Genomic DNA, 13,516 nt, shown 5'->3' on the forward strand with positions numbered 1-13,516 from the left:
TGAAGCGCGCCAGGGCGTTTCAGGGGAAGACGGGCATGTACCGGAGCGATGTTGCGGGGCGTTCGGACGTTTCCTGTCAGCTTGTCCGGCGAGGAAAGATCACTCGAACACTGAGCCCCCGCGTGTCGCTCCGGTTGGTCATCTTCAGCTCCGCCTGGTGGTGCTCCGCGATACGTTGCACGATCGAGAGACCCAGGCCCGTTCCCGATGCGTTTTGACCCGCGCCGCGATAAAAGCGCTCACAGACTCGCGTCAGCTCGTTATCGGGAATGCCTGGTCCGGTATCCCGAACTTCCAGTATCGGGTGATTTCCGTCTTCCCCGACAACGACATCGATGCATGCGCCCGCGCCCGCATAGCGGATCGCGTTGTCGACCAGATTGTTGAGCAGAATCCGCAGTTCCTCCCGATTTCCCCGAACGATCACGGCATCCGCTGCAACGAGCCCCAGGTCGACATGATGAGCTTTCGCAACTCGCTCCCGGTCGCTCACGACCGAGAGCGCGATCGTTGCGATATCGAGCTGCTCGAACGGGGCTTCCGGAGCCTGCGGCGCGAGACGCGCCAGCGTCAGCAACTGCTCCGCCAGATGGGCGAGCCTGGACGTACCGATGCGAATCTGCGTGACGATCGCGTCCCGTTCCTGTTCGCCCTGGGCACGGGGGAGGAGCTCGGCCTGAATGCCGAGCCCCATGATCGGTGTGCGTAGCTCGTGGGCGGCGTCTGCGATGAAGCGTCGCTGTACGGAAAACGACTGGTCGAGTCGAAGCAGGAGGTCGTTGATTGCGTCGGCCAGCGGAGCGACTTCGCTGGGCATTGCAGTCGTGTCGATCGACTGCATGTTGTCGGCGTCGCGCCGTCTGAGCGTCGAAGCGATTTCCCGGAGCGGGCGCAACCCGTAGCCGATCCCGAACCATAGAAAGAGCGCGAGAACGGGGAGTAACGATAGAACCGGCCACAGCAGATGCATCGCTATTTCGGCGACGGCCTCCCAGTGCGCACGTTGTGCCTGGGCGACACGAATCAGGGTGTCACCGCTACGGTACACGTAGGTATGCCATAGCTGCCCCTGAACGGCGATGTCCGCAAGCCCCGGGCCATGCGGAGGTGGAAGCGACGAGTCGGGGTCGGTGCTGAAAAGGACACCCGATCCACGCCAGACTTCCAGCAATACACCGTGCGATTGCTGGCCTGACAGTCGATCGTCGTCACCGTGCTTGAAGCCGGTCAGTGACAGACGCCCGTTGGCATCGACTACCACGTGCCGGGCAACCGCCTTCAGTTGATCGCTCAGAAGTTCGTCGATTTCTGTCAATGCGCCCCAGTACGTGGCCGCGCTGGCGACTACGCCGATCAACAGCGTCGTGGGCACGAGCCACAGCAGGAGTCTGCGCCTGAGCGATTTCATCCGGGCTCTCCGATCCGGTATCCGATACCCCGTACGGTCACGATGACGTCCGTACCGAGCTTCTGGCGAAGATGATGTATGTGGACCTGGACCGTGTTGCTCTCGACCTCCTCGTTCCATCCGTAGAGGCACTCTTCGAGCTGCTCCCGTGTAGCGATTCCCTTCGGACGGCGGATCAGTTCTTCCAGGATGGCAAACTCCCGCGCCGTCACCGGCACTTCCGCGGTCCCGAGCCAGACGCGGTGCTGCGCAGGATCGAGCCGCAGGGTGCCGGACTGGAACACCGTTTGCACGTTTCCCGTTTGCCTTCGGGAGACGACACGGATTCGTGCGAGCAGTTCTTCCAGCGCGAAAGGTTTGACAAGGTAGTCATCCGCGCCGGCATCCAGGCCGGCCACGCGATCGCCAATGGTATCGCGGGCAGTGACGATGATGACCGGGGTCGGGTCGTTTCGCTGCCGCAACCTGGCGAGCACGGAGGAGCCATCCTGCCGGGGGAGTCCGAGGTCGAGCAGGATCAGACCGTACTGTGTCGAGCGCAATGCGGTCGATGCGGCTTCACCGTCCCGAACCCAGTCGACGGCGAAACCCGATTGGCGTAGCCCGCGCTGCACGCCGCTGCCAATCTGCTCATCGTCCTCTACCAGCAAAATGCGCATGCCGGCTCCATTTCGTTTGATCGCCGCGACGCAAGCGAGGAATCGTTCCCGGACAGCGCATACGAAGGCGAATGGAACAACGGCGCGGGACCGGTCGCCGCCTGCCGGGCAGGGTTCCCGGAGAATTCGCACGAGACCGTTGCCGCTGCGGCCTGGATCGGCGCCGGATACATGTTGTCCTTTCTCGACGGGTAGTAACCGGCGTCCTCAAACTGGATCAGTTGATTGCGGACCTGTACCCGGGTAAGCGGAGCGCGCGACGTTTGAGAAAGCGCCAGTGCCGGCACGAGCATGATCGCAGCCAGCGCCGTGAATTTCATTGCTGAACCCATTGCCTTAGCCTCCTGACAGTCCCGGATCAACGCCCGTGCTGAATCTCATGGCGAGATCATGACGGTGAAGGCTTAAGGAATGGTTAACAGGTGCCGGCCCGGCCGCGCGCTGGTCGTGGCGGTATGTCGCCACGCACCTGAATTGCAGTCGGGACCGTGATGCAGAAGGGCAAGCCGGGCCGCGTCTCTGCTCATGCCCAGGGCAGCGCCCTAAGCTTTTCCTAAGTTTGTCCAGCTAGGCTGCTCGCAGCGGCTGTTCTGTTCGAGATTGACTCGATACGGCTCGATACTGGGTGCCGCCCGGCAAGCGTGGAAGGAATGGACGACAAGGAGGCATTCTCGATGTCGAACGAAGCGGCCGGTGTCGTCGGACCGACGGTACGCATCATGACTTCCGTAACCATGTGAAGGGTTGGAGCCGCGACGGCGGAATAACTCGATGAAACTGCAAATCCATGCTCTGCTGGCGTTAGCACTCGCCATGGTTCCAGCGTTTAGGGTACCGGTATCGCGATCGCGGACGTTACGCTCGATCGCATCAGGGTGGCGAGTGAGAATCGTGCGATCGATGACGCGCGACACGCAGCGAAGCGACAACTGCCGACGACGTCGCCGAAAAGAACGGATGACCAGGGGTGTGACGCAGAAAGCGCATTGGCGCGGTAGCGCCTGGGCAGCGGGTTTTCGCGCGGGTTGATCAAGAAGGAATTCAGGTCCTTCACGCATACGTGCCCGGTTCAAGCGCGCATCGCATTGAGCATGACGTGAGAACCTTGCGCGCCACTCCATCAGGGCCGGGCATTGGCGAAGCTGTCGAATGTCGTGCGACGGCTCGAATTCCCGCGTTCCGCTCTGCAGGGCAGTCCGGCATGACAGGATTTCCGGAATGGCTTGCCGAGCCATTCCGGCGTGCCCCGCACGCGACCAGCCGATCCCGAAGCGGTGTGATCATGCCACCCGACATCCCGATCAGTGATGCCGATACAACTGGCTCTCGTCACTCTTCCACACATGCTGTCCCGAAGCGGTCTGATTAGCAGGATCGCTTCCAACGCCGCTCCCGGTTCGTTCGAGCGAGATGCGTCGCTCAGCGGCCAGAAGAGCGTCAGGGTAGTTAGGATCCTTGCGCTGCGGAAAATATCCGGCTTTCTCGATCTGAATCAGTTGTGCCCGTACCTGCGCGCGCGTAAGCGGAGCGTTGTCGGACTGGGCGAATGATGCCACCGGAGAAAGCACGGCCAGCGATAGGGCGAGCAGCTTGAGTTTCAGGTTCATGATCGGTCTCTCTATGAAGTTACGCATTTCCAGTACGAACACGTGAGATTCGCAACCGGCAGGACAAGCTTGACAGCCAAATCTTAAGATGCGGTTAACTATAAATAGAGGAAACCTACATATCAGATTGAAGTTTCGCTTATGCATATAAATACCGATCGGAGTGCGCGAGCATTTTCACTTAGACGGTATTCGCGATGCCGGAGGTGTCTCACGCAGAAAAATTGCATACCTGAGGTAAGACTAAGTCTCTCTTCGTACGCTTCGACTTGCGCAAGTTCCTGCGCTTCTTCGGAGAGAAATCATGTATCGCTACATCAATCTTTCTGCTCTTGCCGCTCTGGTCGTTACTGGCGCCGCAGCAGCTTATGGCGCGAATGGCAACAGGGAAAACGACGCCATGTCGATCGTGCACGCACCCGTGACGCTCGCACAGGCAGTGAGTGCGGCCGAGCAGCACGTGCACGGCAAAGCTGCGCGAGCAGAGTATGAAAATTCAAAGCAATCCTGGGTGTACGACGTCGAGGTGGTCAGCGACGGCAACGCATACGACGTTCGTGTCGACGCGAACAAGGGAACCGTCCTCACCTCTGCCGTAGACAGCGTCGATCACGACGACCATGACGCACTTGACTGAGGCTGCACCGTGCACCGCAGCAGTACTGATGGGACGCACGGGATTCGCTTATCGGCCAGCGTATTTGCTAACGCGCACTTAAGGTGGGGAGCGAGAGAATTTGCCTCTACCGTGCAATGCAGCGCTATCGATTGCATTTCGCTTTCAAGTCTTCATACCCCGGTGTCGATAATGGTTGACCACGCTCTGTCGAGCAGATGGAAATCGGCATCGTTGTGCGTTGCGCTGTGCGGCCTCGTCGCCGGCTGCACGACCTACCAGACAAAACCGCTTTCTCAGGTATCGACCGCGCTGTCGCAGGACGATTTGGCTCGCGTCGAAAGCGATCCCCGGAAAATGCCGCTACCCGAACTCGCGGCGCATCGCTTCGGCGACGCCAATCTGCTGCCGTCGGGCGTGTATTACGAGCTCGGTGGGCTGTATCAGCAACAACAGATCGCGTTCCGCGGGCTTCTCGCGGTGTTCGGTGCGGCCGTGGCGCTGGTTTTTGGGCTGCTGCTGTTCCTCTACGAGCGGCTTCGCGTCGCGCTCGCCGTGATGGCGATGCCGCTGTGTGCCACCGGTGCGGTTTTCATCGGACTGTGGGTGACGGGCATCGAGCTGAACATCTCGGCGATGATGGGGATGACAATGATCGTCGGGATCGTGACTGAGGTCGCGATCTTCTATGTATCGGAGTTTCAGGCGCTCGTGCGCGATGAAGCAATGGCACCGGACGTCGCGCTGCTCGCTGCGGGCCGCAACCGGTGCGGCCGATCGCCATGACGACGATCGCTGCGATCCTCGCATTGCTGCTGCTTGCGTTCGCGTTCGGTCAGGGTTCGGCGATGCAGCAACCACTGGCGGTGGCAATCATATCGGGGCTCATCGTACAGCTTCCACTGGTTTTGTTGGTGTTGCCGGTTCTGTTGCGGGTACTGGTTGCACGACCCGGGGCCGAAGGACTGTCGGACGATTGAACGATTTTCCGCGATTGCCGGCACGGTAGCCCCCGATGGCATTCGGCGCAATCGACGCGCCGAATCGGCTCGCGAAGACGAGGGAATCGGATGCGGGTACTTCTAATCGAAGACGATCCGATGATCGGCGAAGCGGTCCAGGATGCATTGAAGAATGGGACCTACGCGGTCGATTGTGCCAGGACCGGCACGTCGGCTTCCACGGCGCCGGAGGCTCAGCATTCCGATCTCGTGGTGCTCGACCTGGGGCTGCCGGGCAGAGACGGGCTCGACCTGCCGACCGGCATCCGTGCGATGGGAAATTCTGTCCCGGTCGCGGTCGTCACCGCCCGCGACGCGCTCGACGACAGGCTGCGAGAGTTAGACGGCGGTGCCGACGATTATGTCCTGAAGCCACTCGAGACAAGCCGTCCTTTACTTTGCCGGTATTGATCTTCGGAAAGCGAGAAGACTGCCTTTAACCAAAAACTCACGTCGAATATTTGGTGAAGCTTCTTTTCGTGGAGCAATGCGCTCATGCGGATCACACTCGTAGACTCATATTCGGTCGATGTTTCGTTGACGCGGACGAGCAGACGACGATGACGATTCGCCAGGCTTGCTGACGGTGGGGAACAGTATCGTCCGAACGGCGATGGATTGCCGGCCGGACGATAAACGATGCCGTGAACAGGTCCGTCAGTGGTGAAGATAAATCGAGCGAGACGGGGCATGTGTCGTGAGGGCATGTCCCGAGTTGCTACCTGCGAATTGTGCGGAACCGTAACCTGTTGTGTCTGCCTGGGCAGTCGACTCGGACGAGTGCAGGCGCGCTTCTGCCTGCTGAATTGATTGCGGATAGTGAATGTCTTTGCGGGCCGGGTTGTATCCGGCGTGCTCGATCTGAACGAGTTGTGCACGAACCTCCGCCCGAGTAAGACCTTGTCCCGCGAACGCAAGTGCAGGAACAACCGCAAGTGCCAGCATGACGGTTCGAATGGCGAGTTTCATGGTCGTGACCTCCAGTGAGTTGGGAAGGGCAGTCACACGATGTGCGATGCCGTAGAAACAGCATGCGCCTCCCGAACTGAAGATAATGTTAACGATGATGTTGATGAGCCGGATCGAAGGTGAATGCGAATGTGCGATCCGCGGGCCCATATGGGCGTTTCGCGCCGGCCCATCGCTGCAGGAAAGGTGTCGGAACAAAAAAAGACCCGGACTCGCACCGGGTCGAACGAGCGCAGCGAACGACAAGCAACGAATTTCATGAATCGATCGCTGCCTGGTGAGTTTGCCGTCACTCTGCGTGGACGAACAAAACAAGAGCCGCACGGTATCGAACCGGCGCGGCATATGCACGTTGCCATGCCATACTTAAGTTATCCTTAAGCTGCTAGGAATCGGGTAAGGCTGAAACTGACCTCCTAATGTGAGGGTCAGCGAGCGATATGACCCGCTTGGGCTTTCCGGACCAGATCTAGAGCGAGTTTTCAGGCGGAAAGAGGCACCGGATTCAGACTGTCGCCAGCACGAGCCGTGTGGGCGCCTCTCCGAGAAGCAGCGCATCGGTGCGGTTCGAGAAATAACGCTGATTCAAATCGTCCGGCGTCCATGTGGTGCATTGGGTGAAACCCAGCGAGACCAACTTTTCGGCAAGTGCGGCGGGCTCGAAGAAGCTCTTCCACGGCTCCCCGCGCTCGGCGAATTGCGACGTCATCTGCTCCATCGCGATACGCAGGATCGGCGGCAGACTCGACAGCGGCAGAGCATAGTCGAACAGCACCGCGCTGCCTTCGGAACGATCGACGACGAAACGCAACGTATCGATGACCGCCGCCTCGTCGAGATACATCGTCACCCCAAGCCAACTGAATATGGCCGGCGCATCCGCGTCGAAACCGGCACGTGCAAGACCCTCTGCCAAGCCGACGCGCTCGAAGTCGACCGGCACGAAATGCAGCGATGGCGGCAATGCGATGCCTGCCTCGCGCAAGCGCGCTTGCTTCCACGCCTGCGTCGCCGGCAGATCGACTTCGAAGATACGCTCGGCCGCATGGGGATGCCGGTACGCGCTGGTATCGAGCCCCGCGCCGAGCACCACGTACTGGCGAACACCTCGTTCGATCGCCGCCGCCCACACGTCGTCGGCCAGCCGGCTGCGTACGATCACCGAACTGCGCAGTCCGACCGAAGCCGGATGCCGGAACCGGTCGATGTTGTCGTGCACAGCCTGGGCTTCAGTCGCACCAAGGACAGCGAGAGCGACCGGATCGTCCAGCACCAGAGGCCGATCGAGCAACTGGTGCGCAGCCCGCTGCGTGGCTACCATCAACGCGCTCGGCTTGGGTCCGGCGTTGGCTGCGATCACGCCGTGGCCAGCGAAGTTCGCCTGGTGCAGATAGGCAAGCAACGCGTCGTCGATGCCGACACCAAGCTGCAGATCGGGCTCGCGCATCATCACATCGAGCACGCGCGCCTCGAGCACCTTGTCCTCCCCGCAGAAGCTGTCGCGAAACAATTGCTGCCAGCGCTTGACGATCGCCTGTACCGGTGCCGCCCCTGCATCGACCCCGTCTTCCATCTGCGCGCGCAAATCGCCTACCAGCGCGGGCCACGCGCGGCTGTTCATCATCGCGAACTGGCGATTGCGCACTTCGCTCATCTGCGCCGCGCCGAGATACTTCGCGAATAGCGCGCAGCGCGCGTGCACGAATGCTTCATCGATCCACGCCAGCATCGGTGCGGTGATGCCGACGAGTTGTGGTGCACGCGGCTCGTCGAGCTGCATTGTCATCAGCTTGGCGGCGAGCGTCGGGTCGTTGCGGGTCATCCGCACCACCAGCCGGATCCAGCGCCACGCGAGCGCCATGGCTGCGTCGCTGTCTGTCGGCGATGGCCGTTGCACGGCCTCGCGAACTTCGTCGATCAGCGCGGACCATGCCGGATCGGTCGACGGCATCGACTCAGGCCCGGCTGCCAGCAGCGCATCGAATTCGTCGTCATCGAGGTGTTTTTGAACCATGTTCATCAGCTCCAGAGCATTCAGCCAGTCGGTCGTCGTGGTCTCGCCGTCGGTGGCGATCATGTCCACGATGTATCGCAGGTGACGACCGAGACGCTGCGCGCGTGACGCCTGTGCGTCGAGTTCGGCGATCTGGCGCTGCAGAAGCAGAAGCGGTGGATCGGCGAACTGACCATCGAGGCTGGCCTTGATGTCCGGAAGCGAATACCCGAACCGCTTCAATGCTTCGATGCGGTGCAGCCGGATGAGATCGTCGCGCCCATAAAGGCGCGCACCGCCCTCGGTACGCTGCGACGGCGACAGCAACCCGATTGCATCATAGTGATGCAATGCACGGACGCTCAGTCCCGCCTTCTTCGCAAGATCGCCGATTTTCAGTCGCATTTTTCCCAGTCGTCGGTACCGACCATAAAATCTGACGTAACGTCATGTGCAAGAGAAATATAAAAGGTTGTGCAAGCAACTTTCAACGAGTAATTTTCCTCCACGACCTTCGATCACTTCTCCGCGACAAGTGCGTGCATTCTGCCAATTGGCGCGTTTGTTCTCACGGTGAAACCCATTCGGCTCAATTCATCAGAAAGCGTATCAGGATGCAGCCGGAGCTTTCGATAACTGCCCTTGCGAAGCGTCCAGGCTCCCGCTTCTCGAACATGGACAAGGTCATTGACAACAACGGCGTCCGGGCCATATTCGAGTATGCACGCCATGATGCGATCGTGATCAGCGTGAATGGGGAGGATACGGTCCAACCCGGTTAGCTCGATGGAGAGATCCCGAAAAGTCAGGATCAGAAGGCCCGACGGTTGCAGAACATCTCGCGCCTTCCTGAACACGTCCTTTACGTCCTGCATGCTGTCCAGGTGGGTGAGCGTGTCGCCCATGCACACGATTGCCTCCGAAGACCCGGGAACGGCCAAGCGATCGAAGCCTCGCAGATCGGCGAAGGCCGTCTCGATTGGAAGATCGCCCTTCCGCGTAGTGAGTTCGTCTAGTAGCGTCTGGCTCGTATCGACGGCAACGACTTTTTCGAAACCCAGGCTCGCGAGTGCAATCGACTGGAATCCAGGCCCGCTGCCGAGATCGAGGGCTGTTCCATGCTTGCCGGCCTCCACTCCCAGCGCCTCGAGCAGTTTTCTCTGCTCATCCACTTTGGCCTGGAAAGGCATTCCAAACATCCAGGTGTAGTGCTCTGCAAGGAGCGTATCGTAGTGCCGCGAGATCGCATTCGTCATTGCGTCACCATCGATGTCTTAGTGCCCGTTCACGATCTCGACGATCGCTTCGATTTCCACCGACATCCCGTTGGGTAGCGAACCCATCCCAACCGCCGACCTGGCGTGCCGACCGCGATCGCCTAGTACCTCCACAAACAGGTCCGAGCAGCCGTTAATGACCTTCGGATGATCGCAAAAGTCCGGCGCTGCGTTCACCATGCCGAAGATTTTCAAAACGCCGGCAATGTGATCAAGCGATCCTGCCGCCTGTTGAATTGTCGACAAAAGCTGCAGACCCACTTGACGGGCATCGGCATAGCCTCGTTCGACACTGTAGTTCGGACCTAATTTCCCGCTGATAATCATGCCGGAAGCATCGCGTGGCCCCTGACCGGATAGATAAAGAATCTGGCCGGATCGCCGCCAACTCACGAAGTTGGCGATAGGAGAAGGAACTGGAGGCAGTACTAACCCTGAACTTTTGAGTCGCTCTTCGGTAGTCATGGCAGTCCCGGTTTTGGTGATCGGTTTGAACCAGAAAGGTGCGACGGCTTCGCTCATCAGTTTGGCACGTCTGCCGGTGCCTCCATCACGATCGCCTCCGCGTGAGTGAGGTACTTTTCCTCGTATCACGATTTCCGACTCGCCCACAACGATCCGTCAATGTCGATCGTCGGGTCAAGATCTCTGTCAGTCCGGCGCTGTCGACGTCAACCGGGACGAAGGCACTACGGGCTCATCGTGTCCCGTTACGTTGTCTTGCATTCGTGTCGTTTCATGGCTGCGTCGAACGTTCGGCGGGCGTGGGGGCAGTCGGGACCGCGCCGTGAATGCGCGTCGCCGTAGGCCGGACACGGCGATGGGTCACCAGCGCGATGAGCAGCGCAGCGACCTCGCACACTCCACCGATCGCGCCAATGTCAGTCACGGAGCGGTACGCGACGATGAACGATCCAAGCGCCGCGCCGAGCGCGAAGCCGAGATACGTGAACGATGAATTGAGCGACAGCGAGACCGGCGCGACGTCAAGGCCGGCGATGTCGATCAGCTTGGTTTGCTGAGCCGGGTTGAACGCCCAGCCTGCTGCACCCCATGCGGCGATCGCGATCAGGATCGCGACGCGCGCATGCGCGGGTTCCAGGTGCAGCGCGCTGGCGGTCAGGCTCTCATACGACAGCGTCATTACGATCAGACAGGCGATCAATACCTTCCCGCTGCCGAGACGATCAATCGCACGACCGCCGATGGATACGCCGATGCCGGCAAACACGCCATACAGCAGCAGCACGACGCCCACTTGCGCGCCGCTGAAGCCAGGGCGGCCTGTCAAGAACGGCGCGAGATAGGGATAGATAGTCCAGATGCCGGCGGCCCATAGGGTCGTAATGAGCAGCGTGACCAGCACGGCGGGCTGGCGCCCGACGGCCACGCGTTGGGCGAGCGACGGTACCGACAGGTTCGCGCCGACCCCGCGCGGCAAGCCGACCATCACCCCGAGCGTCACGAGCGCGGACAACACGCCGATGCTGGCGAAGGTCGCACGCCAGCCGAAGTGGCTGCCGATCCACGCGCCGAGCGGCACGCCAAGTGCGACGGCGATCGTAACCCCGCCATGGACGGTCGCGAGCGCACGCCCCCGACGCTCCGGCGCGACCAGCGAGCCGGCGAGCGCATTCGCGCTCGGCATGTACAGGCCGGCCGATACGGCTAGCAGGACGCGCGCGGCCAGCAGCGGCAGATAGCCGGGCGATGCGCAAGCCGCGAAATTGGCGGCTGCGAAGCACAGCAGCGCGACAATCAGGAAATGCCGCCGGTTCACGCCCGCACCGGCCGTCGTCAGGATCGGCGAGCTGATCGCATACGCAAGCGAAAAGACGGTCACGAGCTGTCCCGCCTCCGCGACGCTGATGGACAGATCTGTCGCGATGATCGGCAGCAGCCCCGCGAGCATAAATCCTTCGGTACCAATCGCAAAGGCACCCAACGCCAGGAAATACAGCGAAGCATTCTGTTTCAGTTCGGCGGCTAACGCCATGAAAGTGGCTCCCTACTGATGAATCTGGACAAGCGGACGTAAGCACGCGGGCCTGGCACGCTGCTTCAGCCCGCGGTCAACGGATTAGATACGTGGTCAATGGCCATGCGCATGCGGCCCATTCAGATCAAGGGCCAGCTCCGGCTCCAGCGCCACGCCATTGCACAGGCCGTTTCGTCCGTATCGACCATAAAAGCTGACGTAACGTGAGGTGCAAGCGAAATCGGAAAAAGTGCGCGGGCACCGCGTGACAGAGGCTGCCGGGCGACCGAAAATCCCGGCTCGAACGACAACGTACTCGCGACAAAGAATTGGGTGCGCGGATCACAGCGTCTATCCGAGGACCAGTCAATTTGGGCGCCAGCATGAGGCTGCCGTCAACGCGAAGGCGCGACAAGACATGGCGCTACTTCGATGTGGTGCAGTTTCGGACGGTTGTTGCGAACGTTGTTCGCAGAGAGCAAAGTTCCAGCGCTTTTGGCCGACGGCGGTATTGAAGCCAAGCCCTAGGTGTAGACATCGGTCCACTGCAATGCAGCGGTATCAGGGCGACTGTCCGAGGATCTCTACGGGGCAGCCGACCTCCATCGAGGGCACGGGCCTGCGGCGACATCCCCTTCGTTACTCGACAGTACGAGCGTCAGCGTCTGGGCACCCCAACCAGTACCGCCGATGTCGGGTATGGGACGTCAAGAGCCTTTCGCGCGACTCAAGAACGGCCACCCGGTCTCGCTCGCAGCTGTTTGCCGACATCGCCGAAGGAATCACCCGCGAGATAAGCCTCTTTCTTATCAGATACCTTGTAACCACTACGGCGTGACCGGCTGCTCAAACTCCGGTTGCGCACAACGCGTGACAGGGGCTGTCAGCGCTGCAACGGCGCTGCGCGGGAGTTGACACTCGTCTTCGCAATACCGCGGCCGGTGACAACTTTAATTCGCGACGAGTAACCTCATGAATTTGCGACGGTTTCGGCCTTCATCGCCGGCGAGAGGCGGCGAAGTGACATTTTTTCTTCGCAAACGGTGACGACTTTATTTCGGTCTACGCAAGCGTCGACCATCAAACAAAGCATCAGCGACGAAGTGCCGAAGCGCGCGCCGATGCGTCAAACAAGCAGCATCGACTCGATGGGGAAATGGCCGGCGGCAGGGTTGAAAATCCATAACCCTACGGTTATCATTCAGATTCATAACCTTTGAGCGATGGATTGGAACCTACTGCTAACGACCTGTTCGCCGCGTTGGGCGAGCCGACCCGCCGGGCAATCTTTCAACGGCTTTCCCATGAAGGCGAGCAGACCGTCGGACGACTGACCGCGCATGCGGGCGTATCGCAGCCTGCCGTGTCCAAGCATCTGGCCGTTTTGCGACAGGCAGGGCTGGTGGAAGGGCGCCCGGAAGGACGAGAAACCTATTACCGTGTCCGATCGGAGGGGCTCGCGCCCTTGATCGACTGGCTCGGTGTCTACGGTGTCTTCTGGCGGGATCGAATCGACGCGTTGTCTGACCTGCTGGACAGGATGGACACATGACGGTATCGCAAGAATCGCACAATCTGGTCGTGGAGCGGAACCTTCGGCATCCGCCCGAAAAAGTGTGGCGCGCGCTCACGCAATCGTGGTTGATCGAGGAGTGGCTGATGGCCAACGACTTTGTGCCTGAGGTCGGTCACCGCTTTACGCTGCGCGCGCAGCCGTTGCCCGGGTGGTCGGGCATCACGAATTGCCAGGTCATCGCGGTGGAGCCGGAACGGCTGCTCAGCTATCGCTGGGGCGATGGCACGGAATCCGCGAGCAGGCTGAAGACGATCGTCACCTGGACCTTGACGCCACATGAAGGCGGCACCTTGCTGCATATGGAGCAGTCGGGCTTTCCGTCTCCGACCGCGCTCAGCTACGTGCGCCTTGGCGCGGCCTGGCCTCGCTTTCTGGACAAACTGGATCAGCTCATCGGCTAGTTCCGGCGACTGAACATCAACGCTTTCCCCC

13 protein-coding genes and 1 pseudogene are annotated in these 13,516 nt (G+C 60.5%); 5 read left to right on the forward strand and 9 right to left on the reverse strand.

Translation table 11 applies throughout. The features are described 5' to 3' along the window. Positions 1 to 76: 76 nt before the first annotated feature. The 4 genes from C5O79_RS05260 to C5O79_RS05275 form a co-directional block, all read right to left on the reverse strand. Entirely contained in the window at positions 77 to 1,408 is a 1,332-nt protein-coding gene (locus C5O79_RS05260) for an ATP-binding protein (RefSeq protein ID WP_047853358.1), read from the reverse strand. Continuing rightward, complete coding sequence (locus C5O79_RS05265) at positions 1,405 to 2,067, reverse strand: response regulator (RefSeq protein ID WP_122477765.1); 663 nt, start codon at positions 2,065 to 2,067, stop codon at positions 1,405 to 1,407. The genes C5O79_RS05260 and C5O79_RS05265 overlap by 4 nt, the downstream gene beginning before the upstream one ends. Further along, positions 2,049 to 2,399: a DUF4148 domain-containing protein gene (locus tag C5O79_RS05270; protein WP_047853360.1), complete on the reverse strand. Its 351-nt coding sequence runs from the start codon at positions 2,397 to 2,399 to the stop codon at positions 2,049 to 2,051. The genes C5O79_RS05265 and C5O79_RS05270 overlap by 19 nt, the downstream gene beginning before the upstream one ends. Positions 2,400 to 3,368: 969 nt before the next feature. Continuing rightward, positions 3,369 to 3,674, reverse strand: coding sequence for a DUF4148 domain-containing protein (locus tag C5O79_RS05275; RefSeq protein ID WP_163009063.1), 306 nt, complete (start codon positions 3,672 to 3,674; stop codon positions 3,369 to 3,371). 304 nt (positions 3,675 to 3,978) lie between these two features. On the opposite strand from C5O79_RS05275, the gene C5O79_RS05280 reads away from it, so the two are divergent. The 3 genes and pseudogenes from C5O79_RS05280 to C5O79_RS05290 all read left to right on the forward strand — a co-directional run bounded on the left by C5O79_RS05280 (position 3,979) and on the right by C5O79_RS05290 (position 5,702). Continuing rightward, a complete protein-coding gene (locus C5O79_RS05280; protein WP_047853361.1) occupies positions 3,979 to 4,311 on the forward strand; it encodes a PepSY domain-containing protein in 333 nt (110 codons plus the stop codon). 369 nt (positions 4,312 to 4,680) lie between these two features. After that, positions 4,681 to 5,270: pseudogene (locus C5O79_RS05285) on the forward strand (efflux RND transporter permease subunit); the annotation flags it as partial. A 90-nt stretch (positions 5,271 to 5,360) separates the two neighbouring features. Continuing rightward, entirely contained in the window at positions 5,361 to 5,702 is a 342-nt protein-coding gene (locus C5O79_RS05290) for a response regulator (RefSeq protein WP_081421350.1), read from the forward strand. Positions 5,703 to 5,948: 246 nt separating this feature from the next. Here C5O79_RS05290 and C5O79_RS05295 read toward each other — a convergent pair whose 3' ends face one another. From C5O79_RS05295 to C5O79_RS05315, 5 genes are all read right to left on the reverse strand, one after another. Further along, positions 5,949 to 6,260 carry a DUF4148 domain-containing protein gene (locus C5O79_RS05295; protein WP_081421351.1) on the reverse strand — a complete coding sequence of 104 codons (312 nt, stop codon included), beginning with the start codon at positions 6,258 to 6,260 and terminating at the stop codon, positions 5,949 to 5,951. Between the two features lie 505 nt (positions 6,261 to 6,765). Further along, positions 6,766 to 8,658 (reverse strand): SAM-dependent methyltransferase, encoded by a 1,893-nt coding sequence (locus C5O79_RS05300; RefSeq protein WP_047853364.1) that lies wholly within the window; start codon positions 8,656 to 8,658, stop codon positions 6,766 to 6,768. A 113-nt stretch (positions 8,659 to 8,771) separates the two neighbouring features. Beyond that, a complete protein-coding gene (locus C5O79_RS05305) occupies positions 8,772 to 9,509 on the reverse strand; it encodes a methyltransferase domain-containing protein (RefSeq protein WP_122477759.1) in 738 nt (245 codons plus the stop codon). Between the two features lie 18 nt (positions 9,510 to 9,527). After that, positions 9,528 to 10,052: a RidA family protein gene (locus tag C5O79_RS05310; RefSeq protein WP_236862416.1), complete on the reverse strand. Its 525-nt coding sequence runs from the start codon at positions 10,050 to 10,052 to the stop codon at positions 9,528 to 9,530. A gap of 214 nt (positions 10,053 to 10,266) precedes the next feature. Beyond that, positions 10,267 to 11,526 carry an MFS transporter gene (locus C5O79_RS05315; protein ID WP_047853366.1) on the reverse strand — a complete coding sequence of 420 codons (1,260 nt, stop codon included), beginning with the start codon at positions 11,524 to 11,526 and terminating at the stop codon, positions 10,267 to 10,269. 1,210 nt (positions 11,527 to 12,736) lie between these two features. Between C5O79_RS05315 and C5O79_RS05320 the strand changes: the two genes are divergently transcribed. Together C5O79_RS05320 and C5O79_RS05325 are read left to right on the forward strand one after the other, a co-directional pair. Further along, positions 12,737 to 13,060, forward strand: a complete 324-nt coding sequence (locus tag C5O79_RS05320) for a metalloregulator ArsR/SmtB family transcription factor (RefSeq protein WP_205746222.1) — start codon at positions 12,737 to 12,739, stop codon at positions 13,058 to 13,060. Further along, positions 13,057 to 13,485, forward strand: coding sequence for an SRPBCC domain-containing protein (locus tag C5O79_RS05325; protein WP_047853368.1), 429 nt, complete (start codon positions 13,057 to 13,059; stop codon positions 13,483 to 13,485). The genes C5O79_RS05320 and C5O79_RS05325 overlap by 4 nt, the downstream gene beginning before the upstream one ends. The last annotated feature ends 31 nt before the right edge of the window (positions 13,486 to 13,516 follow it).

This window comes from Burkholderia sp. SRS-25 (assembly GCF_004343765.1).
Classification (GTDB): Bacteria; Pseudomonadota; Gammaproteobacteria; order Burkholderiales; family Burkholderiaceae; genus Burkholderia; species Burkholderia contaminans.

Bases quoted from the DNA above. Each gene is read 5' to 3' on its own strand.
- C5O79_RS05295 (WP_081421351.1), bottom strand. From the start codon at position 6,260: ATGAAACTCGCCATTCGAACCGTCATGCTGGCACTTGCGGTTGTTCCT.
- C5O79_RS05275 (WP_163009063.1), bottom strand. From the start codon at position 3,674: ATGAACCTGAAACTCAAGCTGCTCGCCCTATCGCTGGCCGTGCTTTCT.
- C5O79_RS05300 (WP_047853364.1), bottom strand. From the start codon at position 8,658: ATGCGACTGAAAATCGGCGATCTTGCGAAGAAGGCGGGACTGAGCGTC.
- C5O79_RS05305 (WP_122477759.1), bottom strand. From the start codon at position 9,509: ATGACGAATGCGATCTCGCGGCACTACGATACGCTCCTTGCAGAGCAC.
- C5O79_RS05315 (WP_047853366.1), bottom strand. From the start codon at position 11,526: ATGGCGTTAGCCGCCGAACTGAAACAGAATGCTTCGCTGTATTTCCTG.
- C5O79_RS05325 (WP_047853368.1), top strand. From the start codon at position 13,057: ATGACGGTATCGCAAGAATCGCACAATCTGGTCGTGGAGCGGAACCTT.
- C5O79_RS05310 (WP_236862416.1), bottom strand. From the start codon at position 10,052: ATGAGCGAAGCCGTCGCACCTTTCTGGTTCAAACCGATCACCAAAACC.
- C5O79_RS05280 (WP_047853361.1), top strand. From the start codon at position 3,979: ATGTATCGCTACATCAATCTTTCTGCTCTTGCCGCTCTGGTCGTTACT.
- C5O79_RS05290 (WP_081421350.1), top strand. From the start codon at position 5,361: ATGCGGGTACTTCTAATCGAAGACGATCCGATGATCGGCGAAGCGGTC.
- C5O79_RS05265 (WP_122477765.1), bottom strand. From the start codon at position 2,067: ATGCGCATTTTGCTGGTAGAGGACGATGAGCAGATTGGCAGCGGCGTG.
- C5O79_RS05260 (WP_047853358.1), bottom strand. From the start codon at position 1,408: ATGAAATCGCTCAGGCGCAGACTCCTGCTGTGGCTCGTGCCCACGACG.
- C5O79_RS05270 (WP_047853360.1), bottom strand. From the start codon at position 2,399: ATGGGTTCAGCAATGAAATTCACGGCGCTGGCTGCGATCATGCTCGTG.